The sequence below is a fragment of the Ruegeria sp. BHSC029 genome (genome assembly GCF_059613085.1).
In genome coordinates this window covers 496,640-518,003 of sequence record NZ_JBXWRU010000002.1, presented here as the reverse complement: position 1 = coordinate 518,003, position 21,364 = coordinate 496,640, and the positions used below count along the sequence as shown (strand labels likewise).

The 21,364-nt window shown below is 60.2% G+C and carries 28 protein-coding genes; 13 read left to right on the top strand and 15 right to left on the bottom strand.

All coding sequences use genetic code 11. The annotated features are described in order from the left end of the window. Positions 1-30: 30 nt before the first annotated feature. On the bottom strand, positions 31-516 hold the full coding sequence (locus AC2FML_RS06275; RefSeq protein WP_170362992.1) for a GNAT family N-acetyltransferase: 486 nt from the start codon (positions 514-516) through the stop codon (positions 31-33). Positions 517-971: 455 nt separating this feature from the next. Here AC2FML_RS06275 and AC2FML_RS06270 point away from each other — a divergent pair, with 455 nt between their 5' ends. Both AC2FML_RS06270 and AC2FML_RS06265 read left to right on the top strand, forming a co-directional pair. Further along, the gene (locus tag AC2FML_RS06270) at positions 972-1,322 is read left to right on the top strand and encodes a hypothetical protein (RefSeq protein WP_170417678.1); all 351 of its coding nucleotides are present in this window, start codon (positions 972-974) and stop codon (positions 1,320-1,322) included. 43 nt (positions 1,323-1,365) lie between these two features. After that, positions 1,366-1,839, top strand: coding sequence for a copper chaperone PCu(A)C (locus AC2FML_RS06265; RefSeq protein WP_170370850.1), 474 nt, complete (start codon positions 1,366-1,368; stop codon positions 1,837-1,839). A 101-nt stretch (positions 1,840-1,940) separates the two neighbouring features. On the opposite strand, the gene AC2FML_RS06260 is transcribed toward AC2FML_RS06265, so the two are convergent. Both AC2FML_RS06260 and AC2FML_RS06255 read right to left on the bottom strand, forming a co-directional pair. Further along, entirely contained in the window at positions 1,941-2,549 is a 609-nt protein-coding gene (locus AC2FML_RS06260) for an HdeD family acid-resistance protein (protein WP_093962700.1), read from the bottom strand. 52 nt (positions 2,550-2,601) lie between these two features. Next, positions 2,602-3,297, bottom strand: coding sequence for an NAD-dependent deacylase (locus AC2FML_RS06255; RefSeq protein WP_170358291.1), 696 nt, complete (start codon positions 3,295-3,297; stop codon positions 2,602-2,604). Positions 3,298-3,324: 27 nt separating this feature from the next. On the opposite strand from AC2FML_RS06255, the gene AC2FML_RS06250 reads away from it, so the two are divergent. Beyond that, positions 3,325-3,768, top strand: coding sequence for a low molecular weight protein-tyrosine-phosphatase (locus AC2FML_RS06250; protein WP_496782413.1), 444 nt, complete (start codon positions 3,325-3,327; stop codon positions 3,766-3,768). Here AC2FML_RS06250 and AC2FML_RS06245 read toward each other — a convergent pair. Further along, positions 3,765-4,727 (bottom strand): LysR family transcriptional regulator, encoded by a 963-nt coding sequence (locus AC2FML_RS06245; protein WP_170338025.1) that lies wholly within the window; start codon positions 4,725-4,727, stop codon positions 3,765-3,767. The two genes, AC2FML_RS06250 and AC2FML_RS06245, sit on opposite strands and share 4 nt — an antisense overlap. A gap of 67 nt (positions 4,728-4,794) precedes the next feature. Next, the gene (locus AC2FML_RS06240) at positions 4,795-5,106 is read right to left on the bottom strand and encodes a hypothetical protein (protein ID WP_170362998.1); all 312 of its coding nucleotides are present in this window, start codon (positions 5,104-5,106) and stop codon (positions 4,795-4,797) included. Between the two features lie 345 nt (positions 5,107-5,451). Here AC2FML_RS06240 and lepA point away from each other — a divergent pair, with 345 nt between their 5' ends. Next, positions 5,452-7,251 (top strand): translation elongation factor 4, encoded by a 1,800-nt coding sequence (gene lepA, locus AC2FML_RS06235; protein WP_496782410.1) that lies wholly within the window; start codon positions 5,452-5,454, stop codon positions 7,249-7,251. 67 nt (positions 7,252-7,318) lie between these two features. Here lepA and AC2FML_RS06230 read toward each other — a convergent pair whose 3' ends face one another. After that, entirely contained in the window at positions 7,319-8,032 is a 714-nt protein-coding gene (locus AC2FML_RS06230) for a class I SAM-dependent methyltransferase (protein WP_170338030.1), read from the bottom strand. A 323-nt stretch (positions 8,033-8,355) separates the two neighbouring features. On the opposite strand from AC2FML_RS06230, the gene AC2FML_RS06225 reads away from it, so the two are divergent. Both AC2FML_RS06225 and AC2FML_RS06220 read left to right on the top strand, forming a co-directional pair. After that, positions 8,356-8,670: a hypothetical protein gene (locus tag AC2FML_RS06225; protein ID WP_110644555.1), complete on the top strand. Its 315-nt coding sequence runs from the start codon at positions 8,356-8,358 to the stop codon at positions 8,668-8,670. 123 nt (positions 8,671-8,793) lie between these two features. Next, positions 8,794-9,246 (top strand): hypothetical protein, encoded by a 453-nt coding sequence (locus AC2FML_RS06220; protein ID WP_170358302.1) that lies wholly within the window; start codon positions 8,794-8,796, stop codon positions 9,244-9,246. A gap of 954 nt (positions 9,247-10,200) precedes the next feature. Here the strand turns inward: AC2FML_RS06220 and AC2FML_RS06215 are convergent. From AC2FML_RS06215 to AC2FML_RS06200, 4 genes are all read right to left on the bottom strand, one after another. After that, positions 10,201-10,338, bottom strand: a complete 138-nt coding sequence (locus tag AC2FML_RS06215) for an entericidin A/B family lipoprotein (protein ID WP_093962692.1) — start codon at positions 10,336-10,338, stop codon at positions 10,201-10,203. Positions 10,339-10,411: 73 nt separating this feature from the next. Continuing rightward, positions 10,412-11,206 carry an iron chelate uptake ABC transporter family permease subunit gene (locus AC2FML_RS06210; protein ID WP_496782409.1) on the bottom strand — a complete coding sequence of 265 codons (795 nt, stop codon included), beginning with the start codon at positions 11,204-11,206 and terminating at the stop codon, positions 10,412-10,414. Next, complete coding sequence (locus tag AC2FML_RS06205; protein ID WP_170337588.1) at positions 11,206-11,949, bottom strand: metal ABC transporter ATP-binding protein; 744 nt, start codon at positions 11,947-11,949, stop codon at positions 11,206-11,208. The genes AC2FML_RS06210 and AC2FML_RS06205 overlap by 1 nt, the downstream gene beginning before the upstream one ends. After that, the gene (locus tag AC2FML_RS06200; RefSeq protein WP_170368787.1) at positions 11,946-12,425 is read right to left on the bottom strand and encodes a Fur family transcriptional regulator; all 480 of its coding nucleotides are present in this window, start codon (positions 12,423-12,425) and stop codon (positions 11,946-11,948) included. Before AC2FML_RS06200 ends, AC2FML_RS06205 begins: the two co-directional genes overlap by 4 nt. Before the next feature lie 91 nt (positions 12,426-12,516). Here AC2FML_RS06200 and AC2FML_RS06195 point away from each other — a divergent pair, with 91 nt between their 5' ends. Next, entirely contained in the window at positions 12,517-13,578 is a 1,062-nt protein-coding gene (locus tag AC2FML_RS06195) for a zinc ABC transporter substrate-binding protein (RefSeq protein WP_496782407.1), read from the top strand. Positions 13,579-13,634: 56 nt separating this feature from the next. Here the strand turns inward: AC2FML_RS06195 and AC2FML_RS06190 are convergent, their stop codons facing one another. After that, positions 13,635-13,970 (bottom strand): ArsR/SmtB family transcription factor, encoded by a 336-nt coding sequence (locus AC2FML_RS06190; protein ID WP_093962687.1) that lies wholly within the window; start codon positions 13,968-13,970, stop codon positions 13,635-13,637. Positions 13,971-14,323: 353 nt separating this feature from the next. On the opposite strand from AC2FML_RS06190, the gene AC2FML_RS06185 reads away from it, so the two are divergent. From AC2FML_RS06185 to AC2FML_RS06160, 6 genes are all read left to right on the top strand, one after another. Next, positions 14,324-14,956: an ATP-dependent Clp protease proteolytic subunit gene (locus AC2FML_RS06185; protein WP_093962686.1), complete on the top strand. Its 633-nt coding sequence runs from the start codon at positions 14,324-14,326 to the stop codon at positions 14,954-14,956. A gap of 136 nt (positions 14,957-15,092) precedes the next feature. Further along, positions 15,093-16,361, top strand: a complete 1,269-nt coding sequence (clpX, locus tag AC2FML_RS06180; protein ID WP_093962685.1) for an ATP-dependent Clp protease ATP-binding subunit ClpX — start codon at positions 15,093-15,095, stop codon at positions 16,359-16,361. Between the two features lie 64 nt (positions 16,362-16,425). Then, the gene (locus AC2FML_RS06175) at positions 16,426-16,788 is read left to right on the top strand and encodes a RidA family protein (RefSeq protein ID WP_170435205.1); all 363 of its coding nucleotides are present in this window, start codon (positions 16,426-16,428) and stop codon (positions 16,786-16,788) included. A 79-nt stretch (positions 16,789-16,867) separates the two neighbouring features. Next, on the top strand, positions 16,868-17,251 hold the full coding sequence (locus tag AC2FML_RS06170) for an NADH:ubiquinone oxidoreductase subunit NDUFA12 (protein ID WP_093962683.1): 384 nt from the start codon (positions 16,868-16,870) through the stop codon (positions 17,249-17,251). An 11-nt stretch (positions 17,252-17,262) separates the two neighbouring features. Beyond that, positions 17,263-17,715, top strand: coding sequence for an outer membrane lipid asymmetry maintenance protein MlaD (gene mlaD, locus AC2FML_RS06165; RefSeq protein WP_093962682.1), 453 nt, complete (start codon positions 17,263-17,265; stop codon positions 17,713-17,715). Then, positions 17,712-18,071: a DUF2155 domain-containing protein gene (locus tag AC2FML_RS06160; RefSeq protein ID WP_170358308.1), complete on the top strand. Its 360-nt coding sequence runs from the start codon at positions 17,712-17,714 to the stop codon at positions 18,069-18,071. The genes mlaD and AC2FML_RS06160 overlap by 4 nt, the downstream gene beginning before the upstream one ends. On the opposite strand, the gene aat is transcribed toward AC2FML_RS06160, so the two are convergent. The 4 genes from aat to AC2FML_RS06140 form a co-directional block, all read right to left on the bottom strand. Continuing rightward, complete coding sequence (aat, locus tag AC2FML_RS06155) at positions 18,035-18,667, bottom strand: leucyl/phenylalanyl-tRNA--protein transferase (RefSeq protein ID WP_170358310.1); 633 nt, start codon at positions 18,665-18,667, stop codon at positions 18,035-18,037. The genes AC2FML_RS06160 and aat overlap by 37 nt on opposite strands. A gap of 55 nt (positions 18,668-18,722) precedes the next feature. Beyond that, positions 18,723-20,069 (bottom strand): acetyl-CoA carboxylase biotin carboxylase subunit, encoded by a 1,347-nt coding sequence (gene accC, locus AC2FML_RS06150; protein ID WP_170358311.1) that lies wholly within the window; start codon positions 20,067-20,069, stop codon positions 18,723-18,725. A gap of 9 nt (positions 20,070-20,078) precedes the next feature. Then, complete coding sequence (accB, locus tag AC2FML_RS06145) at positions 20,079-20,576, bottom strand: acetyl-CoA carboxylase biotin carboxyl carrier protein (protein WP_170337596.1); 498 nt, start codon at positions 20,574-20,576, stop codon at positions 20,079-20,081. Positions 20,577-20,725: 149 nt separating this feature from the next. Then, positions 20,726-21,262 (bottom strand): LuxR C-terminal-related transcriptional regulator, encoded by a 537-nt coding sequence (locus AC2FML_RS06140; RefSeq protein WP_093962677.1) that lies wholly within the window; start codon positions 21,260-21,262, stop codon positions 20,726-20,728. Positions 21,263-21,364: the final 102 nt, after the last annotated feature.

The following is a 21,364-nucleotide window of genomic DNA, read 5'->3' as shown; positions in this document are numbered from 1 at the left end:
TGCAGGGGCTTGTAGTTTGTCTGTGGGTCCTCAACCTGTCTCAAGCCTGTATTTCAGGAACTGCGCGCCGGAATGGGTCACCGGACCGACGTAACGCGCGCCGATGCGCCGTAGCGCAGAGAGATTGCGGCGGGACGGTGGAAGCAGAAAAGTGACATGGGGAATACGTTCATCAGCTCGGGCGAATGCGATGGCCTTGCGGGTGATGCGCGTGCCCAGACCGAAGGCATCCGCCGTCAGGACCAGGCCGAAATCCCATTCGCTGCCTTCACGCTGGAACCCGCCCCAGCCGACATAGCAACCGCCGGACGTGATCGCCCAGTGCCCAAGCCCGTTGCGCTCCCAGCAGGCCTCTTTTGCGTCTATGAAAGCCCGCGCCATCGCGATGTCCCAGGGCCCCGTCAGCAAAGGCAGATGCCGAGCGACGCGGGGATCAGACATGTGCCGTGCGATTTCAGCCGGCTCAATCTGCGGCAGCCTGAGGAACTGAATTTCTGTGTGCGCTTTGAGTGGCATGACCACGATCTACGCCTGAATTTCCGCCCAAACCAGACCGTCCCGATCACTTTGCCGTTGGACTGGTGTCGCACGCGGTGTCGGTGCGGAACGCAGAAGGACGCGACTGCGTGACTTTGTTCACATACAGGGTTTTGAATCTGTTTTATGTATGCGGTTATTCTACGGCGGAGTGTGGTAATGTCTGCGAATACTTCAATTATTATTTCCTTCCTTTCGACTCTTCTGGTCGGGTCACTTTCCAGCTGTGCGCGGATGCAGCGGCGGGTGAACCGGCTGCATACCGGTCTCAACACCGGTCCGGATGATCGCGGAATTCTTTGAAGGTCTCGATCAAGACAAATTCAGGGGTCGGCCAGTCAGGCCGGCCCTTTTCCTTGGTTCGCGCCAATCTGTCTCAGTGTTCACGAAGGCACTTGCAGTCTGTTTCCGATCGGGCCTAAACCTCTGCCAAGATGACCCGATCCTATCGCCTCGTGTTGCCATTGCTGCTGTCGCTGATGCTGGTTCTGACAGGCCAGGGTTTTGCGGCGTCACGGGGATTGAATGCAGCGGTCGGTCAAATGGTGCTTTGCACCGGGAACGGACCCGTCGTCGTCTATATGGACGAGCACGGCCAGCCCACCAAACCACCTCATTTCTGTCCCGACTATGCGCTCAACTTGCTGGGTGCGGTTCTGGATGCCCCTCCGCCGGCACCGAAAGGGCCCGAGCGGGCAAAGTCTGACATACCGTTGCGTTCCGACAGCCTTGTTGCGGCTCCGATCCCGCAGCGACCGGCGCGCGCGCCGCCGGCCCCTGTCTGAGACCCTTCGCAATACAATCAGACAGTCAAAAAGGAGAGGCGAGATGCCCTTCAAATCAATCCTGCCCGCTATTTTCGTCGCTGCAATCATGTCCACCGCCGCCCATGCGGAAAGTGTGATCTCGGTTGAGGATGCCTACGCCCGATCCTCGGGGGCCAATGCCAAGGCTGGTGCGGCCTTCATGATGATCCGCAATTCAGGCGACACCGATGATCAACTCGTCGCTGTCAAATCCGATATCGCTGCACGAGTCGAGCTGCATACGCACAAGATCGACGACAACGGCGTGGCCAAGATGATGGAAGTCGAGGAAGGTTTTTCGATCGCCGCTGGCGAGGCGCATATGCTGCAGCGGGGCGGGGACCATGTGATGTTCATGGGGCTCAAGCAGCCGTTTGAGCAGGGCGCAACCATACCCGTCACTTTGGTTTTTGAGCAGGCCGGTGAGGTCGTTGTCGAGATTCCCGTGGACCTGGAACGGAAAGACGGCCACGGGCAAATGAAGCACTCGAACTAACAGAACGCCTGTCTTCGGGCCGCGATGCGGCCGTCATCCATGCGCCAGGCCGGGTCAAGCTCCGGCCTGTTCGCGTTTCAACTGCCGATCAGCGTTGTTCTTCACTTGTTGACCACGCGCATCGAAACCCGTTCTCCGGCCCGTTTAAAACGTGCGGCCATGAACAGCATGACGCCCGCAAAGGCCAAGGCGGAGAACGCGATTGCCCAGCCCAGTGCGACAACGCCGCTTCCGGGCCAGAAGATCAACACCAGCCCGATGATAAGGGCCACGATGCCCGAGTTCCGAACGGTCGCGCGTTCTGGGTCAAGCTGATGCATCTGGCCCAGCGAAATCAGCGAGCCGATCCCGATGATCAGCGCCCACGCGCCCAGCAGGAAGAACGTCAGACGTGCTGTGCCTTCCGGCCAGATCAAAAGGACCAGCCCAATCAAGACCGCCCCGATACCCGCGCCTCCGATCAGTCCGCGCCGACCGAAGCCAAGCAAGGTCAGACCGCCATCGAGGATCAGCAGCACCCCTACCAGCTGCAGCAGCAGTGCGATGCTGCCGGTCGGCCAGAACAGCGCGGCAATACCAACGGCCCCCGCAAGTAATCCGCGCAGCAGGAACGTCCACCACAGATCCGCAAGGGTGTCGCCCAGCGCTTCGCGGCTGTCGATGCCTTCGTCGTCAACGATTTCACCACGGGGGGCTTCAGGCTCGGTCATCTGTTTCTCCTGGTTCAGGTTCTTTCAGCTTAGCCCAGCAGAATGATCCGTGTCACCTGCGGCCCAGCAAGTCATCGACCCAGCGTGGCACGATCTGGGTGGCGGGGCCAAGCAGCGTCTGATCGAAGCTGGATGCACCAACCGAAGGCTCGAGGTTCAATTCGACCGTCTGTGCGCCCGCAGCTATGGCTTCGTGCACGAAGGCCGCAGCCGGGTAGACTTGGCCAGAGGTTCCGATGGCGGCGAATATCCCGGCCTGTGCCAGATGGTCGTAAATCTGATCCATGTGGTAAGGCATTTCGCCGAACCACACGATGTCGGGTCGGGCGGTTGCCGCGCGGCAGGCGGGGCACGGTTCGCCCACGGACATTTCCGCTGGCGCAGTCCAGCGATGCCCGCAAGAGGCGCAAAGCGCGCCGGACAGGATGCCGTGCATGTGGATAACCCTGGTCGCACCTCCGGCTTCGTGCAGGCTGTCCACGTTCTGCGTTACGATCACCACTTCTCCCGGCCAGTCGCGCTGAAGCCGGGCCAGTGCTGTGTGGGCTGCATTTGGGTCGGCGCCACCCGCCTGCACCCGGCGCGCGTTGTAGAAGCCATGAACAAGGGCAGGGTTTCGGGCAAAACCTTCGGGTGTCGCCACGTCTTCGATCCGGTGCTGTGCCCACAATCCGCCTTCATCGCGAAAGGTGCCCAATCCGCTTTCCGCCGAAATCCCGGCTCCGGTCAAAATCACGATCTTTTCCATTCGCCCTCCACACGTTAAACCCGAGCCATGTCACAGCGTATCCTGTTTGTCTGCCTCGGCAACATCTGCCGTTCCCCTGCTGCCGAAGGTGTTTTCCGTGTCAGGGCGCCTCATCATGCCTGTGACAGTGCCGGAACGTCCGACTGGCATGTCGGGGATCCACCCTATGCGCCGATGCAACACGCGGCTCGCAACCGAGGGGTGGAGCTGAGCGATCTGCGCGCGCGCCAGTTTGCGGTGTCTGATTTCGACAGGTTTGACCTGATCATCGGTATGGACAGCGAAAACATCGCCAAGATCGAGGCTTTGCGTCCGGCCGACAATCCTACACCCGTACGCTTGTTGACCGATTTTGCGCCCCACACCGGCGCCGATCATGTGCCCGACCCCTACTATACCCGTGATTTCGACGGGGCGCTGGACCTCATCGAAGCCGCCGTGGATGGGTTGGTGGCATATCTGGACGGCTAGCCGCCGATCACCTTCAACTGACCGGACAACCAGGGCAGGCGGGAAAGGGCTGGTTCGATCATCTGGCTTTGCATCAAACGGCGCGTCATGCCCGCGACTTCGCGCGGAACCTGATCTGACCAGTCAGACCGAGTGAACAGGGAAATAGTGCGCGAGAACTCTCCGAACGGAGCCGGGTAGACATCCATGCCTTCGTGGAAGCGGGCTGCCCGCATGTATCCCAACGGCGTGGTGATTGCCCAGCCAAGGCCGCGCGCCACCATGGCCATCAGGGCCAAGTGCGACCCGATCTCGAACCGCTCTTCGAACTGCAGCTGTTGCCGCGCCAGGTGGCTTTCGATTTGCCTGCTGATCAACTGTTCCCGCGCATAGCGCAGAAAGGGCAGGGTCTGCAAAGCAGCCTCTACGCCCCCATTGGCCACACCGCCCTTCGGCGCGACCAGAATGAAAGGATCCTGTACCAAAGGGTACTCCACCACGCCTTCCAGTACCTCGCCGCTATGGGCCGAGACCGCCAGATGCAGACGTTGCGAAGCCAGCGCCTCAAAGATTTCGAGGCTGGGGAGAGTTATGAGTTTGAACTTGGAACGGGTCAGGCTGTCGGCCAGCAACGTGGCAAGACGCGGGGTCAGGTCATTGTCGAAATCGTCGATCAGGCCGATCGAAAGCGTGCTCAGATGACCCAGGTCCATGACCGACAGCTCGCTTTGGGCCATCTGCAACTCGGCCAGTACGGATTCGGCCCGCGCCAGAAAGCTGCGCCCGGCTTGGGTCAGGCGCATGGGTCTGCGCCCGTGATCCACCAGGTCCGTGCCCAGAGCATTCTCGAGATTGCGCAACTGCTGGCTGACCGATGGCTGGCTGAGTCCGGTAATCTCGGCAGCCTGTGCCACCGAACCGGTCCGCGCCAAGGCCTCGAACACTTCGAGACCGCGCAGGGTCAACCCTTTCGTCACCATATGATTTCCCTTTCACTGCGCCATTACTGAGGCGCAGGGCGGGTCAGGTCAAGGATCGCGGTCAGCGTCAGCTGCAGATCGCCTGCGCCATGCGGCCAAAGTTCTGATACCGCTCCCACAGCGCGTCATCGCGGGCGGATTTCGACATCTTCAGCTCTTGGGCCTGATGCGGGTCCGTGAACCATTTGGCCACGGTTTTCTGGTCTTTGTTGGTCAAAGCCTGATCTGCCACCCGCTGGATGCACTTACACCTATCGCGTGTCGCAGCCGAACGGTCGGACGCCAAACATGCACGTTTGATCTGCGCCGCTTCGGTCGTGGCCGGGGCCAAAGTGGTCAGCGACGTGGCGCATAGCGCGATAATGAGGAACTGTTTCATGCTCATGCCTCGTTTTGCCTGCCCGGAGGAGTCTTGTGTCCCTCTCGGCTTGCGGCGCAGTATCGTCCAAGTTTTCCTGCCGTTCAACAATTTGCTTTCAGAAACTCCGTACCTGAGTCGAAAGTGCCGCGGTTGGCGCGGCGGTCGGCCGTGGCATGCCCTTCGATCCCCGTTTTGGACGGTGCAACACGGCCTTGTTCTGTCTACGTACGGTCGCCTGAATGCAGCTGAGGGCTTGGAACGGAGCCAGCCGCGGCGTCGTGGCCTCATCGCGCTGAAATATGGGGCGTCCGCCGTGCTGTCTCACCTTGACCAGCGCCCGATTTCGAACCATATCCCGACGCTATGACAGACCTCGCTCATATCCGCAATTTCTCCATCGTCGCGCATATCGACCATGGCAAATCCACCCTTGCCGACCGGCTCATCCAAGAGACCGGGACGGTGCAGGATCGCGACATGAAGGAACAGCTGCTCGACAGCATGGATATCGAGCGCGAACGCGGCATTACCATCAAGGCCAACACGGTCCGCATCGACTATTCCGCCGACAATGGCGAAAAGTACGTGCTGAACCTGATCGACACCCCCGGCCACGTGGACTTCGCCTATGAAGTCTCGCGCTCCATGCGCGCGGTCGAAGGCTCGCTGCTGGTGGTGGACTCGACGCAAGGGGTCGAGGCGCAGACCCTGGCCAACGTCTATCAGGCCATCGACGCCGACCACGAGATCGTGCCGGTGCTGAACAAGATCGACCTGCCGGCCTCCGACTGCGACCGCGTGGCCGAACAGATCGAGGACGTGATCGGTATCGACGCCACCGACGCCATCCGCGTCTCGGCCAAGACGGGAGAGGGCATACACGAAACGCTCGAGGCGATCGTGCACAAGCTGCCCGCGCCCAAGGGCGAGCGCGACGCGCCGCTCAAGGCGATGCTGGTCGACAGCTGGTACGACGCCTATCTGGGCGTGATCGTTCTGGTCCGCATCATGGACGGCGTTCTGAAAAAGGGCATGCGGGTCAAGTTCATGTCGAACGGCACCCTGCACCATGTCGACCGCGTGGGCGTGTTCCGCCCCGAGATGCAGATGGTCGACCAGCTGGGTCCGGGTGAGATCGGCTTCCTCACCGCATCCATCAAGCAGGTGCGCGACACCCGTGTGGGCGACACCATCACCAATGACCGCAACGGTGCCGAAACCGCTCTGCCGGGCTTCAAACCCGCGCAGCCGGTGGTGTTCTGCGGCCTGTTCCCCGTGGACAGCGCCGAATTCGAAGACCTGCGCGACGCGATCGAGAAACTGGCTCTGAACGACGCCAGCTTCTCGTTCGAGATGGAAACCTCGGCCGCGCTGGGCTTTGGCTTCCGCTGCGGCTTCCTCGGCCTGCTGCACCTCGAGGTCATCCGCGACCGCATCGAACGCGAGTACGATATCGAGCTCATCACCACCGCGCCGTCGGTGATCTATCACGTCTACATGAAAGACGGCGAGATGATCGAGCTGCACAACCCCGCCGACATGCCCGACATGTCCAAGGTTGACCACCTCGAGGAACCGCGCATCAAGGCCACCATCCTGGTGCCGGATGAATACCTGGGCGACGTGCTGAAACTCTGCCAGGACCGCCGCGGCATCCAGATGGACCTGACCTATGCGGGCAGCCGCGCGATGGTCGTCTATGACCTGCCGCTGAACGAGGTCGTCTTCGACTTCTACGACCGCCTGAAATCGGTGACCAAGGGCTATGCCAGCTTCGACTACCAGATGACCGGCTACCGCGAGGACAGCCTGGTCAAGATGTCGATCCTTGTGAATGACGAGCCGGTGGACGCGCTGTCGGTCATGGTCCACCGCGACCGCGCCGAGACCCGCGGCCGCGCCATGTGCGAAAAGCTGAAAGAGCTGATCCCGCGCCACATGTTCAAGATCCCGATCCAGGCGGCCATCGGCGGCAAGGTCATCGCCCGCGAGACCCTATCCGCGCTGCGCAAGGACGTGACCGCGAAATGCTATGGCGGGGATGCCACGCGGAAGCGGAAGCTGCTGGAAAAGCAGAAAGCCGGCAAAAAGAAGATGCGCCAGTTCGGCAAGGTGGATATCCCGCAGGAGGCGTTTATTTCGGCGTTGAAGATGGATGGGTGAGGCTTCGCAGGAATTTCGTTGCCTAAGAGATATCAGTTGCCCGAAGGTCGGCGCGGTTCAGATGATTTCATACCTTGGCGCGAATGATATGGAAATCACACTCTACTAACCCGTTGGATTGATAGTCCAATGGTTTTGAGAAATTGATTCTTCTAAGTTGCCGGTCGGCCACCCGAACATTTCGCATCTGGAAATCGTCGTGAACGACAAACCCATCGGTTGGCATCAGTCCGCCAATCGCAATGGCTTCCCGAAGGTGTGTGTCCTTTGAGCCGTCAAGATGAAGAAAATCAACAGTCGCATCCGGGTTCTCAAGCTGGAACCGGGGTGTTTCGATCAAAGAGTTCCCCTTAATTAGTTCGACCCGATCGCTAAATTTGTACCTGAGCCAGTTGAAAGCCGCCGGTACGTAAATATCCACGCGCGCCCAACGCTGGTTCAGACGTTCGCAAACGTCCAAACCTACGCATTTCAGCTCGGGGTTAGCCATAAGCGCCAGCAACATGCTGTGGCCAGCATTCACTCCAATTTCGAACAGGCAAGTCGATCGCCGGGCCAGTTCGAAGAAGTTTCTGCGTTTGGATTCGAATTCTGTATTCAACGGCAGGTTATGAAAGTCCCTTTCCAAGTGTTTATAAAACAAATTCCCGTTAATAACTGCAGGTTCCCCGGCTCGAGCCAGATTATCCACGATATAGTCGTTGAGATCCTGAAGAGTGTCTTTCCAGCTGGATGAGGTGATGAGGTCGTTGTAGTCAGCGGCCCGGTTGCTGGAGTCCATGGTCTGTACCCTCGTGTGTGTGGCTCCGTCGACAAATAACCAATCCAGCCAGCTGGTGAAACTTCAAAAAATTCAAGTCACCCTCGGGGGCAAGGCCGGGCCGAAAAAACCTGTGATATAGCTTCGGGCCAGTCGCCTCGTGCCTCCCCGCTGAACGACCGCCGCAGCAGCGGTTGCGCACTGGAGCTCCGTCTGTTCAGCCCAAAAACGCTCCACAGGACCGTTTCCGACACGGGCGTCGCCTCGTAAAGTAACCCACTTCACAGCCCCACCGACCCGCACCTGCTAAGGTTGACCCTACGGAAACCAGCGGCGGAGGCCCCATGTCCATGATCCCCATCATCGCGCTTGGATCGGCGGGTCTCTATTCCGTGGCCATGATCTCGATGAAGTTCTGGTGGAAACTCCCCGGCCTCGGGTTGGGTCTGCTGATCGTTGCCACTTTGCTGGCCGCCGCCACGCTGGAACTCGCCGCGCTGCGCGACGAACGGCTGGGCATCATCTATACCGGCATTCTGGGGGCCGAGGTCGTGCTGATCGCCATCGCCTCGTTCTTCCTGTTCGGCGAGTCCTTTTCCTACCGCGAGGGGCTGGGCATCGCCCTCGTCATCGCGGGCACCGCGTTGGCATGGGCCTGAGCCCGTCGGTGAGCGCCGCATGAACCCTTCATGAAGTTTCCCTTAGGTAAGTTGTAGCGGCCGCGCGCCCTCCCAATCTGTTCAGCAGGCCAGCAAGGCCCGCCGATCACAGGGAGAGAGCCCATGACCAGATACATGACCGCCAGCGCCGCCGCCGTGGCCGCGACATTGACGATGGGCTCTGCCGCCCTGGCCGATGCCATGCCCGACCTGCGCGGCACGTGGACGGCCAGCCAGACAACGGTGTCGCCCTCGAACGCCAACACCGCCACCGCGCCGCGGTTCAACACCTCGGAATGGGTGCTCGAGATCCAGGCGCAGCACGAAAACGTGTTCTGGGGGCCCAGCATGTGGCGGCGCAATGCCATGGATGACTGGACGATGTACGAGGCCACCGGCTCGATCAGCCAGGATGGCTCGGGCAAGATCGGCATTGTTGAAACCGCTGCTGACCCGACCTCCGGCGTCAATGCGCTGATCGATGCGCGGTATGAGGACGGCAAGATCTATGCGGATTTCCGTAGCCTGCGCACCGGAACCACCTACAGCACGGTTCTGGAACGACAGGTGAACTGAAGCGTTTCCGGCCCAGGCGGTTGTAGGGGGTAGTTGCCGTTGCCCGATTTTGCGGGAGACGGAGAGTAGTAGGTTGCCTCGTCCGGGTCGGAACGCTTCTCAATTCGTGGGCTGCACGTTCGTTCACCGTTGCGTGTGGCGACTCATCGATGTCGATTCGAGCGATATGCCCGTATGCGTCAGGTTAGGTCCGCCATGAGGGCCGAGATTTTCCCTTTGCACCCGCAGAAATCGCCCAATTGAACGGAGAGAAATCGGCCTTCGGCTTTTCCCAGCGCAACCCAGCCGGATTTCATCATTTCCCGACTTATCCACATCGTCTTCCAGTCGGATATCAACATCTTATCCCCGGCTAATTTTCATGCTGCAGTGCTATTTTCTTGCCGGATGTGAGGGCGAGTGCCATCGTTCAGACATCGCCAAGGTTCATCACGATCCAAGGCGGGACGCAAAGGTCAGGGGGTCCTGGCACCGCAGGCAGATCTTAGGATTTTCGTCGGGTTGCAAGGGCTTACCGGTAGGTGACCAGTCAGGAGGGGCGCAAGCCCGGCTTGAGCGGTCAGCTTCTCAGAAGGCCAAAGCGGGCGGCAGAGCGCCATCAGGTGCTTTGCGGCAGCGAGGTCCCCTCGGGGGCTGAAGCAACTGGATCGGGGCGTCCCTCGGGCGTGTCGACCCGGCAAGGCGTCAGGGGTGTCCGCAAGGGCACATGCAAAGACCGCGTCTGCGCACCTGGCGCCTTTTCCTTTTGCCGATTTCGGTTTCGTACAGGCTTCCACTCACCGCCCGTCAGAACGGGAACGGGGTTCTTGCGCAATTGCACAAGAACCCCGCAGTCGTGTCAGTAATGCATTACCGCGTCTATGCACCTGTGGCAGGGACAATAATCCGGTCGCCCGGAACTTTCAACCATATGTTGGTAGTGCTGCGCCGCTGTCCGCTAGATGCTGACGGGTGTCAGAGGCTTTCCTGAACGTCCGTCGCCGCGCCCTGGATGGCGTCGCCGGCTTTTTCGATGTCTTTGCCCGCGCCTTTTGCGGTTTCACAGGCCGTCAGGGCCAAAAGGCTCAGCCCGATCAGAATAGTGCGGATCATCGATATCTCCTTGGTTGGTCGACTACCAATCGGTAGCACCATTCAGGCAATGCAGACAAACCTTTTTGGGTGATCAGCCTTTGCGGAAGATGGGACCAAGGATGGCCGTCGCGACAAAGATCACCGCGGCCGCGCAAACGATGCTTGGTCCAGCGGGTGTATCCGCCCAATATGCACCGCCCAGTCCGCCCAACGCCGCCGTCGAGCCGATAATCGCAGCGGTGAAAGCCATGCTTTCTGGGGTGCGGGCCAAAGGGCGGGCTCCGGCCGCTGGAATGACCAGCAGGGCCGCGATCAGAAGAATTCCGACAACTTTGATGGCGACCGCAACGGCCAGTGCCATCGCCAGAGTCAGCCATAGTTCTTCTCGTTTAGGATCGATCCCGGATGCCTGAGCCAGGTCCGGGTTGAGTGTCGAAACCAGAAGGGCTGACCAGCGCCAGACCATCAGCGCCAAAATCGTGGCGCCACCGATCCAGATCGTGGCCAGATCGGATTTTGTTACGGCAAGGATATCGCCGAACAAAAAGGCATTCAGGTCCAGTCGGACATCGGACAGCAACGCCACGGTTACCAAGCCGGCGGCCAGTGCGGTGTGTGCAATCACACCCAGAAGCGTGTCCATGGCGTAACCGCGACCGCGCAGCAGGCTGACCGACAAGCCCATGGCAAGCGCAGCGGCAATGATTGCGGGCAGCAGCGGCAGAGAAAAGCTGAGCGCCAGCGCTACACCCAATACGGCCGCATGTGCGGTGGCCTCTCCGAGATAGGCCATGCGCCGCCAGACGACAAAACATCCCAGCGGTGCCGCGGCGATCGAAACACCGAGTCCTGCCAGGGCGGCGCGAACCATGAAATCGTCCAGCATCAGTGTGACGTATCCTGCGCGTGATTGTGATCGTGGGTATGACTGTGCTTGTGTTGGTACAAGGCCATCGTGCCCCGCGTTCCGCTGCCGAACAACGCCCGATATTCCGGCGCGTCTGCGACCATGTGGGGTGCCCCTTCACAGCAGACATGCCCGTTCAGGCACAGAACCCGATCCGACGCGGCCATGACGACGTGCAAGTCATGGCTGACCATGACTATGGCGCAGCCGAGGTCCGTGCGAACCTGTTCAATGCGTTCATAGAAGGCAGCTGCGCCGGGCTGATCAAGCCCCTGGGTTGCTTCGTCCAGCAGCAGCACCTGAGGCTCTTCCAGCAGCGCGCGGGCCAGAAGGACGCGTTGAAACTGACCGCCGGACAGTCGGGTCATCTGTCTGTCACGCAAGTCCGGCACGCCGGCCAGTTCAAGCGCGGTTTTGGCCTTGCTGGCCGAAACCCGTTTCGGCAGACCAAGGAATCGTTGCACCGTCATCGGCAGGGCGGCGTCCAGCGCAAGTTTCTGGGGGACATAGCCGATCCGCAAACCCGGGGCGCGCCGAACAGTGCCCTGAGCCGCGGGAACAGCTCCGATCATGGCGCGCAGCAGTGTCGATTTTCCCGAACCGTTCGGGCCGACAATGGTGACGATTTCACCAGCGGCGATCTGTGCTGATACGTTGTCCAGAATGAGCCGGCCATCCAGGCGCACCGACAGGTTCTGTAGAGAAATGAGGGGGGTCGTCATGGCTGCGTTCCAATGCAATCCGGGCAAAGACCTTCGGCCTCGACCACGATCCTTTCTATGGTGAAACCTGATGTGTCAGCGGCAGCACCAAGCCGGCCCTGAGTCAGCTCGGTTTCGGTTTCGGCCACGGCCTTGCACGCCCGGCAAATCAGAAACGCAGGCACGTGGTCGTGCGTGGGGTGGGCGCAGGCCGCATAGGCGTTCATCTGCTCGATACGGTGCACGAACCCATGCTGCACCAGGAAGTCCAGTGCACGATAAGCCACCGGAGGTTGCGACCCCATGCCTTCGGCCGACAGAATAGCCAGAATGTCATAAGCTCCCATTGCCTTGTGCTGCTCCAACAATATCTCCAACACGCGGCGGCGCACCGCCGTGAACTGAAGCTTTTGGTTGGCGCATTTTTCCTCGGCCTTGCTCAGCGCGGTTTTCATGCAGTGGTTATGATTGTGGTGCCTGAAGCCTACTGTGCTCATGTGCGCTCCGAAATTTTTGACTTGATATGTTATAACGTGGGCAATATCAAGCCGACCAGCAATGTAATAACATATCATTTCAGGAGGTGACATGTCCCGAAAATTCTTGTTGCTGGCCGGCGTCGTGCTGGCCGGAAAGGCGGCGGCCGATGCGCCCAACGTTGCCGTCGATATCGCACCGGTTCACGCGTTGGTTGCCCAAGTCATGGACGGTGTTGCCGAGCCTTCCCTGATCATCCCGCCCGGAGCCTCACCTCATGACCACGCCATGCGCCCGTCCGAGGCGCGAGCGTTGCAATCTGCGGACGTGGTTTTTTGGGTAGGCCCGGAACTGACCCCGTGGATGACGGGACCACTTGGTGCCCTGTCCGAGGGAGCGACGCAGGTTGATTTGCTGGAGGTGGCAGGGACTGTGCAGCACGATTTCCGCGACGTGGCCGATCATCATGAGGGAGAAGAGGAGCATGCAGACCACGACGAGCACGACGATCATTCGGACCATGATGACCATGCGACACACGATGAACACGAGGATCATGCAGGTCACGACGACCATGCGGACCACGATGAACATGAAAAACATGAAGAGCACGCCGGTCACGATGCACATGACCATGACCACGGGCATGACCACGACGGTGTAGACCCGCATGCTTGGCTGGACCCGGAAAACGCGCGCGTCTGGGTGCAGGCAATTGCCGAAACTCTGTCGGAGAAGGACCCGGATAACGCTGCGCGGTACCAAGCCAACGCGGACAAGGCGGTTGAAGGCCTGAGCGCTTTGGAAGCCGAGATCCGGGCGGATCTGGCGCAGTCAGAGCTGCGGTTTGTCACCTTTCACGACGCCTACCAGTATTTCGAACGCCGGTTCGATCTGGCATCTTCGGGCACAGTGAGCCTTGGCGATGCGTCTGCCCCCGGACCGGCCCGTCTGGCCGAGCTCAGGGCCCGGATTGAAGAAGAGGGCATTGATTGCGCTTTTTCCGAGCCGCAATACGATACCCGTCTGATCTCCGCCGCGACGGAGGGGATGGATGTGCAAATCCTCGTGCTTGACCCGATCGGGGTTGCGCTCGAGCCGGGTCCAACCCTGTATCCGGACCTGTTGCGCGCAATGGCCGCAAGTTTTCAGGCCTGCAGCGGCACCTCGTGAACAAAGAAGGGCGCAACGATCTGTTGCGCCCTTCGCCATTCTATGGGCTTTCTGACTTATTCCTCGTCGCAGAACAACTCGTACACCGTTTCCAGCATTTTGCGAGGCCTGTCGTCTGCAAGGCGATAGTAGATCGCCTTGCCTTCGCGCCGGGGCGTGACCAGCCCCTCAAGGCGCAGCCGCGACAGTTGCTGTGAAACGGCGGCCTGTCGGGCGGACAGCAGTGACTCGAGTTCGGTCACCGATTTTTCGCCGGATACCAGATGACAGAGGATCATCAACCGGCCCTCGTGGCTGATCGCTTTCAGAAAATTCGAAGCGCGGGTTGCGTTAGCGGCCATCCGGTCCATGTCGTCGCGCGAGATGTCTTCGGAAAGTTGGGGAAGTGCCATCTTCTTGTCCTTGTTGGCCCCTTGGTGAGTGTGGGGCAGGTGTTCCCTTTGTTAGTTTCGCCTGAGCGAATTGGGTCTCTATACAGAATGATCAGATATTTCCATATGCATGGATCAAAATGGCGTGATGAAAGCGCTGTGAATGGCGGCGAGGCCCAAAAACAGCCGGGTATTTGCGTTCTGCGCGGTTGTTCGCTCTGTCTTGCGGCATCCCGATGATGCGGCCTGACCCGTATTTCTCAATCGATGTCGCGTGTCCGCTGCCCCTTGCAGGCCCCCGAAGGCAACACTAAGACTCGTGTAACTTCTCATCGGGTATGGTCCCGGTTCACACCAAAGCAGGCAGGTTCCGAATGTTCGATCCAGTTGACACCTACATGAATACGCTCGTCCCGATGGTCGTTGAGCAGACCAGCCGCGGCGAAAGGGCCTATGACATCTTCTCGCGCCTGCTGAAGGAGCGGATCATCTTCATCAATGGCCCGATCCATGACGGGATGAGCCACCTGATCGTAGCGCAGCTTCTGCATCTGGAAGCCGAGAATCCCAACAAGGAAATCTCGATCTACATCAACTCGCCCGGCGGTGTCGTGACCAGCGGTCTGTCGATCTACGACACAATGCAGTACATCAAGCCAAAATGTTCGACATTGGTGATCGGCCAGGCGGCCTCGATGGGGTCGGTCCTGCTGGCGGGCGGAGAGAAGGGGATGCGCTTCTCGCTGCCGAACAGCCGCATCATGGTGCACCAGCCCAGCGGCGGTTACCAGGGTCAAGCCAGCGACATCATGATTCACGCGGCCGAAACGCAGAAGCTGAAGGATCGTTTGTACGATATCTATGCCAAGCATACCGGACAGTCGAAAAAGGCCATTGAAAAGGCTTTGGACCGTGACAATTTCATGAGCCCGGAAGAAGCAAAAGAGTGGGGCCATATCGACGAGATCGTCGAAAGCCGCTCCAAATCCGAACCGACCGAAGCGTGATGCGGAAACCCCGCACCCACGGGTGCGGGGTGCGATTTTGACATTGTAGCTGCCCCGGTGCTGGCCTAAGCTGCACGGACAGGCGGCAAGCGCGGTCCGGATCCGGGCCGCAGGGATGGAGCCCGAAAGGTAGAACATGGCGACGAATTCAGGCGGCGACAGCAAGAACACGCTCTACTGCAGCTTCTGTGGAAAAAGCCAGCATGAGGTGCGTAAGCTTATTGCTGGACCGACCGTGTTCATCTGTGATGAATGCGTCGAACTGTGCATGGACATCATCCGCGAGGAAACCAAAGCCAGCGGGCTGAAATCCTCGGACGGTGTGCCCACCCCCAAAGATATCTGCGAGGTGCTGGACGACTATGTCATCGGCCAGGCTCGGGCCAAGCGTGTCCTGTCGGTTGCGGTGCACAACCACTACAAACGCCTGAACCACGCGCAGAAGGCCGGTGGTGACATCGAGTTGGCCAAGTCGAACATTCTGTTGATTGGTCCCACCGGGTGCGGCAAGACCTTGCTGGCGCAGACGCTGGCGCGGATTCTGGACGTGCCGTTCACGATGGCTGACGCGACCACGCTGACCGAGGCCGGTTACGTGGGCGAGGATGTCGAGAACATCATCCTCAAGCTGTTGCAGGCCAGCGAATACAATGTCGAGCGCGCCCAGCGCGGCATCGTCTATATCGACGAGGTCGACAAGATCACCCGCAAGTCGGAAAACCCCTCGATCACCCGCGACGTGTCGGGCGAGGGTGTGCAGCAGGCCCTGCTGAAGCTGATGGAAGGCACCGTGGCCAGCGTTCCGCCGCAGGGCGGGCGCAAGCACCCGCAGCAGGAATTCCTGCAGGTGGACACCACCAACATCCTGTTCATCTGCGGCGGCGCTTTTGCAGGTCTGGACAAGATCATCGCGCAGCGCGGCAAAGGCTCGGCCATGGGCTTTGGCGCCGATGTGCGTGACAATGACGAACGCGGCGTGGGCGAGATCTTCCAGGATCTCGAGCCCGAGGATCTGCTGAAATTCGGGTTGATCCCGGAATTCGTTGGACGTCTGCCGGTGCTGGCAACGCTTGAGGACCTGGATGAGGATGCGCTTGTCACCATTCTGACCAAGCCCAAGAACGCGCTGGTCAAGCAGTATCAGCGCCTGTTCGAGCTGGAAAACGTCGAACTGGACTTTACCGACGACGCCCTTGCCGCGATTGCCAAAAAGGCGATCGAACGCAAGACCGGTGCCCGCGGCCTGCGTTCCATCCTGGAAGACATTCTTTTGGACACGATGTTCGAGCTGCCGGGCATGAAGAACGTGACCAAGGTGGTCGTGAACGAAGAGGCCGTGACGTCGGAAGCGCAGCCGCTTATCATCTATGCGGATGCCGCGCCGGAATCGGCATCTGCCGGCTGAACTGTTTGAAATTTAATGCAGATACGGCGCGGCAAAGTCCGCGCCGTTTTCATGTGAGGGTGTCATGACGATCCAACGTATTTCCTCGGGGGGTGAGTTCGAAGCCAGGGTCGGCTACTGCCGGGCAGTTGTCGCGGGTGGGTGGGTCCATGTTGCCGGAACGGTCGGGCAGGGCGAAGGCGTCGTCGACCAATGCCGCTCGGCGCTGACGATCATAGGCAACGCCTTGGCAGAGGCGGGCGCCTCTTTTGCCGACGTGGTGCGCGTGACTTATATGCTGCCCGATCGCCGCGAATTTGAAGCGTGCTGGCCGGTCCTGGCCGAGACGTTCGGTGCCAACCCGCCTGTTGCGACGATGATCGAATGCGGCTTGATTGATCCAAAATACCGAATCGAAATCGAGGTCACCGCATTCTTGCCCAAGTAATGGGTGCGCTCTTTGTGGCTCTGGACCTCTGCTCGGCTTTGGTCCATATCTGCATGGACAGAAATGCCGGAGGCAGCCGATGGGAATCCTGAACACTCTTTTGCGGGCCGTGACCTGGTGGAACGGGGCCACTCTGAACACGCAGATTTACACTGCGCGCAAAGGTATCAAGGTGGGTGAGGACGATCAGGGCAACGTGTTTTATCGCAACGCCGATGACAGCAAACGGTGGGTAATTTTCAATGGAGAGGCCGAGGCCAGCCGGATCGACCCGGAATGGCACGGCTGGTTGCACCGCACCTGGGATGAACCGCCGACCGACAAGCCACTGCCACACAAGGCGTGGGAAAAGCCGCATCAGGAAAATCTGACGGGCACCGCGATGGCCTATGTGCCGGCGGGGTCCCTGCGCCGTCCCGACCCGATCGAGCGCAAGGACTACGAAGCCTGGAGCCCGGAATAAGCGAGATCCACATGTCGACCCACAACATGACCGAAGTTCTTGTCGGCGGTGTCGTGCTGGCCAGTGCATTGGCGTTTGGCGTGTATGCCAGCCAGTCCACGGGCTGGTCGCGCGAAAACGGGGGCTATCATCTTGAGGCGTCCTTTCGGTCGCTTGAGGGTGTGGCGGTGGGCACGGATGTGCGCCTCGCGGGTGTAAAGATCGGCACCGTGACCGATGTCGAGTTGAACCCTGAAACCTACCGTGCCGATACGACGATTTCGGTTGCCGAGAACATCCAGATCCCGGACGACAGCGCGATCGTGATCTCGTCCGAAGGCCTTCTGGGGGGCAACTTCGTCGAGGTCATGCCCGGCGGCTCTCCGTTCTATTTTGAGCCGGGCGATCAGATTGAAGACACGCAAGGAGCCGTCAGCCTGATCTCGTTGCTGGTCAAGTTTGTGGCCGGGGATGGCAGCGAATGATGCGTGCCGCCCTGATGGCGCTGCTGTTGGCCGCGACGACGGCCGGCGCGCAGCAGAAGGTTTCCTCGGGACCGGGGGCCATGCTGCGCGGGCTGGACAAGGTCAGCGGTCAGACGGTGGACGTGCAGGTGCCGACCGGTGATACGGTCGAAGTTTTCGGCTTGGATGTCGCCTTGGGTGATTGCCGGTATCCGTCTGAAAACCCGACCGGTGACGCGTTTGCCTATCTTACGATTTGGGAAAAGGGAAAGGCCGACCAGCTGTTCGACGGCTGGATGATCGCCACGTCCCCGGCGCTCAACGCCCTGGATCACTCGCGCTACGATGTCTGGGTAATCCGTTGTATCACCCCCTGAGGGGTCTGACACACCTCGGCGGTGAAATCTGCGCTGGCAGCAGTGGCCTGATCCAGAAGTTGGCGGTATTGCTGTCTGGGGATTTCGATCGCCCCCAACGAAGCCAAATGTGCCGTCAGAAATTGTGTGTCGAACAGTTGAAAACCTGTCTGGCGCAATCGGTCGACCAGATAGGCGAGCGCAATTTTTGACGCATCGGTACGGCGCGAAAACATGCTTTCCCCGAAAAATGCCGCACCCAAGGCAACTCCATAGACGCCACCGACAAGCTCCTCGCCCTCCCAAACCTCAAGTGAATGGGCGCGGCCCGAGTGGTGCAGTTGGGCATAGAGTCTGCGCAGTTCGTCATTGATCCAGGTGTCCGCCCGGTCCGCGCATCCGTCCACGACGGCTGCAAAATCCCGGTTTATGGTCACGGAGAACCCGCAGTTCCGGATGCGTCGCGCAAGGCTGCGGGAGATGTGAAACCCGTCCAACGGGAATACACCCCGCAGCTTTGGATCAACCCAGAAAAGATCCGGGTCGTTCCTGTGTTCGGCCATCGGGAAGATTCCGATGGAATAGCCGTGCAACAGCAGATCAGGCGTCAGGCCCATGGCTCACACCGCGGCGACAAGCCCGAGAGCGCGTGCTCTCGCGGCTTGGTCGATACTAGGCCATGTTCTCCGCAAGCCAGTGCTCCAGCCAGTGGATGTTGTAATCGCCGCTGTGGATGTCGGGTTCCTGCAGAAGTGCGTGAAACAGGGGGACTGTCGTGTCCACACCGTCCACGATCAATTCACCCAAGGCCCGATTCAACCGCGCCAGCGCTTCGGGGCGGTCGCGCCCGTGCACGATCAGCTTGCCGATCAACGAGTCGTAGTAGGGTGGGATCGAATACCCGTTGTACAGCGCCGAATCCATCCGGACACCCAGGCCGCCCGGCGCGTGATACGCCGTGATCTTGCCCGGACAGGGCGCGAAGTTCGGCAGCTTTTCGGCGTTGATACGCACTTCGATCGCGTGGCCGTTGATCTCCAGATCATCCTGGCCGAACGACATCGGTTCTCCGGCCGCAACAAGGATCTGTTCGCGAACAAGGTCGACGCCGAAAATGCCTTCGGTCACAGGGTGTTCGACCTGCAGGCGGGTGTTCATCTCAATGAAATAGAACTCGCCATTTTCATACAGGAACTCGATCGTGCCCGCGCCGATATAGTTGATCTTGGCGACCGCATCCGCGCAGACCTTGCCGATTTGGGCGCGTTCCTCAGGAGTGATGCAGGGGCCCGGAGCCTCTTCGAATACTTTCTGGTGACGGCGCTGCAGCGAACAGTCGCGCTCAGCCAGGTGGACCGCATTGCCCTTGCCGTCGCCGAAGACCTGAATCTCGATGTGGCGGGGCGTGGTCAGGTATTTCTCGATATAGACTTCGTCATTGCCGAACGCGGCTTTGCCCTCGGCCCGCGCAGTCATGAAGGCGCTTTCCATTTCGGCCGCGGTCTGCGCGACTTTCATGCCGCGTCCACCACCACCTGCGGTGGCCTTGATGATGACCGGATAGCCGATCTCTTCACCGATGCGCTTGGCCGACTCAAGATCCGGAACGCCGCCGTCTGAGCCCGGTACGCAGGGAACGCCCAGCTCTTTCATGGTGTCTTTGGCGGTGATCTTGTCGCCCATGATGCGGATGTGTTCCGCGGTAGGGCCGATGAACGTGATGCCGTGGTCTTCGACGATCTGAACGAACTCGGCATTTTCGGACAGAAAGCCATAGCCGGGGTGGATCGCCTGGGCGCCGGTGATTTCACAGGCCGAGATGATCGCGGGCATCGAGAGATAGCTCTGGGGGCCGGGTGCCGGTCCGATACACACGGACTCGTCAGCCATGCGCACGTGCATGGCGTCACTGTCAGCGGTCGAGTGCACGGCAACCGTCGCAATCCCCATCTCGCGCGCGGCGCGGATCACACGCAGGGCGATCTCGCCTCGGTTGGCAATCAGGATCTTGTCGAACATGGGCCCGCCTTACTCGATGATGACCAGAGGAGTGCCGAATTCGACAGCGTCGCCATCCCCGACCAGGATCCGCTTGACGGTGCCGGATTTGGGGGCGTGGATGTGGTTCATGGTCTTCATCGCTTCGACGATCAGCAGCGTGTCGCCTTCGGAAACAGATGCGCCAACGGCAATGAACGGGGACGCGCCGGGTTCCGGCTGCATATAGACGGTACCAACCATGGGCGAGGTCACCGCGCCAGGGTGGCTCGCCGGGTCCTCGACGGCAGCGGGTGCTTCGGCGGGGGCAGCAGCGGGGGCTGCGACAGGTGCCGGCGCGGCAGCGGGTGCCGGGACGGCAACTTGCACAGGCGCGGCTGTCGGGCTTACTCGGCTGACCCGGACGTTCAGGCTGTCTTCTTCGCCATATTCCCGTTTCACCTGCAACTCAGTCAGGTCGTTTTCGCGCAAGAGTTCGGCCAGTGCCTTGATGAACGTCACATCCGCTTCGTGTCTGTTGTCTGTCATGAGTGTCCTCGAAGGTTCCCCTTTGGCCCGTCTATCTGCGCGGGCTCTGGTCAATTACGCTGCGTTATAAGGCAACCGCGCGGCCATGAAAAGCGCCGACTGGGGCCGTTCGGCCCCGGTTTCTGCGTTATCGGCAGGGTCCACGACAGTCAGAGCGGCGTGCCGGACAGTTTGGCGACCAGTTCCGGCAGCTTGCGCGCGCCGAATTTCTCGAGCAGCCGGGCGCGGTAGGCTTCGATGGTCCGGTAGCTGAGCCCCAGTTCGACGCCTATTTCCTTGGCCGACAGGCCGCGACAGGACAGGATCGCGACTTCACGTTCGCGTTTGGTCAATTCGACCAGCGGGCGTTCCTCGGAAATGTCGGAAAAGCTCCATATTCCATGGCGGAATGGGTCATCGGGTGTCAGCGACCGGCCGCGCGCGCGACACCAGAACAAGTCGCCGTTGCGGCGGCGCATGACCCGCTCGTCCGTGTAGTAGCCGGTGTCCCGCATGACCTGAAGACTTCGTGCACCAATTCTCTCCCAATCGGCAACGGATGGGTACAGGTGCAGCAAAGGCAGGTTGCGGTAGTCGGATTCGTTGCCCCCGAATGTCCGGGCAAACTGCAAATTGCACCGCCGGATGATGCGGTTTTCAAGCTCGACAAGCCCGATAGGTGCGTATTCGAAGGCCGGATCACTCATTTGCCTATCGTGCCGCCAATTCGGCCGGAATTGAAGAGGGCATTGCAGCACAGGATAGCTTTGGCGTCCGAAAGCGATCAGAGCCCGGTGAAAGCCACGACA

Coding starts and splice junctions, on each gene's coding strand:
- AC2FML_RS06275 (WP_170362992.1), bottom strand. CDS start 516: ATGCCACTCAAAGCGCACACAGAAATTCAGTTCCTCAGGCTGCCGCAG.
- AC2FML_RS06270 (WP_170417678.1), top strand. CDS start 972: ATGACCCGATCCTATCGCCTCGTGTTGCCATTGCTGCTGTCGCTGATG.
- AC2FML_RS06265 (WP_170370850.1), top strand. CDS start 1,366: ATGCCCTTCAAATCAATCCTGCCCGCTATTTTCGTCGCTGCAATCATG.
- AC2FML_RS06260 (WP_093962700.1), bottom strand. CDS start 2,549: ATGACCGAGCCTGAAGCCCCCCGTGGTGAAATCGTTGACGACGAAGGC.
- AC2FML_RS06255 (WP_170358291.1), bottom strand. CDS start 3,297: ATGGAAAAGATCGTGATTTTGACCGGAGCCGGGATTTCGGCGGAAAGC.
- AC2FML_RS06250 (WP_496782413.1), top strand. CDS start 3,325: ATGTCACAGCGTATCCTGTTTGTCTGCCTCGGCAACATCTGCCGTTCC.
- AC2FML_RS06245 (WP_170338025.1), bottom strand. CDS start 4,727: ATGGTGACGAAAGGGTTGACCCTGCGCGGTCTCGAAGTGTTCGAGGCC.
- AC2FML_RS06240 (WP_170362998.1), bottom strand. CDS start 5,106: ATGAAACAGTTCCTCATTATCGCGCTATGCGCCACGTCGCTGACCACT.
- lepA (WP_496782410.1), top strand. CDS start 5,452: ATGACAGACCTCGCTCATATCCGCAATTTCTCCATCGTCGCGCATATC.
- AC2FML_RS06230 (WP_170338030.1), bottom strand. CDS start 8,032: ATGGACTCCAGCAACCGGGCCGCTGACTACAACGACCTCATCACCTCA.
- AC2FML_RS06225 (WP_110644555.1), top strand. CDS start 8,356: ATGTCCATGATCCCCATCATCGCGCTTGGATCGGCGGGTCTCTATTCC.
- AC2FML_RS06220 (WP_170358302.1), top strand. CDS start 8,794: ATGACCAGATACATGACCGCCAGCGCCGCCGCCGTGGCCGCGACATTG.
- AC2FML_RS06215 (WP_093962692.1), bottom strand. CDS start 10,338: ATGATCCGCACTATTCTGATCGGGCTGAGCCTTTTGGCCCTGACGGCC.
- AC2FML_RS06210 (WP_496782409.1), bottom strand. CDS start 11,206: ATGCTGGACGATTTCATGGTTCGCGCCGCCCTGGCAGGACTCGGTGTT.
- AC2FML_RS06205 (WP_170337588.1), bottom strand. CDS start 11,949: ATGACGACCCCCCTCATTTCTCTACAGAACCTGTCGGTGCGCCTGGAT.
- AC2FML_RS06200 (WP_170368787.1), bottom strand. CDS start 12,425: ATGAGCACAGTAGGCTTCAGGCACCACAATCATAACCACTGCATGAAA.
- AC2FML_RS06195 (WP_496782407.1), top strand. CDS start 12,517: ATGTCCCGAAAATTCTTGTTGCTGGCCGGCGTCGTGCTGGCCGGAAAG.
- AC2FML_RS06190 (WP_093962687.1), bottom strand. CDS start 13,970: ATGGCACTTCCCCAACTTTCCGAAGACATCTCGCGCGACGACATGGAC.
- AC2FML_RS06185 (WP_093962686.1), top strand. CDS start 14,324: ATGTTCGATCCAGTTGACACCTACATGAATACGCTCGTCCCGATGGTC.
- clpX (WP_093962685.1), top strand. CDS start 15,093: ATGGCGACGAATTCAGGCGGCGACAGCAAGAACACGCTCTACTGCAGC.
- AC2FML_RS06175 (WP_170435205.1), top strand. CDS start 16,426: ATGACGATCCAACGTATTTCCTCGGGGGGTGAGTTCGAAGCCAGGGTC.
- AC2FML_RS06170 (WP_093962683.1), top strand. CDS start 16,868: ATGGGAATCCTGAACACTCTTTTGCGGGCCGTGACCTGGTGGAACGGG.
- mlaD (WP_093962682.1), top strand. CDS start 17,263: ATGTCGACCCACAACATGACCGAAGTTCTTGTCGGCGGTGTCGTGCTG.
- AC2FML_RS06160 (WP_170358308.1), top strand. CDS start 17,712: ATGATGCGTGCCGCCCTGATGGCGCTGCTGTTGGCCGCGACGACGGCC.
- aat (WP_170358310.1), bottom strand. CDS start 18,667: ATGGGCCTGACGCCTGATCTGCTGTTGCACGGCTATTCCATCGGAATC.
- accC (WP_170358311.1), bottom strand. CDS start 20,069: ATGTTCGACAAGATCCTGATTGCCAACCGAGGCGAGATCGCCCTGCGT.
- accB (WP_170337596.1), bottom strand. CDS start 20,576: ATGACAGACAACAGACACGAAGCGGATGTGACGTTCATCAAGGCACTG.
- AC2FML_RS06140 (WP_093962677.1), bottom strand. CDS start 21,262: ATGAGTGATCCGGCCTTCGAATACGCACCTATCGGGCTTGTCGAGCTT.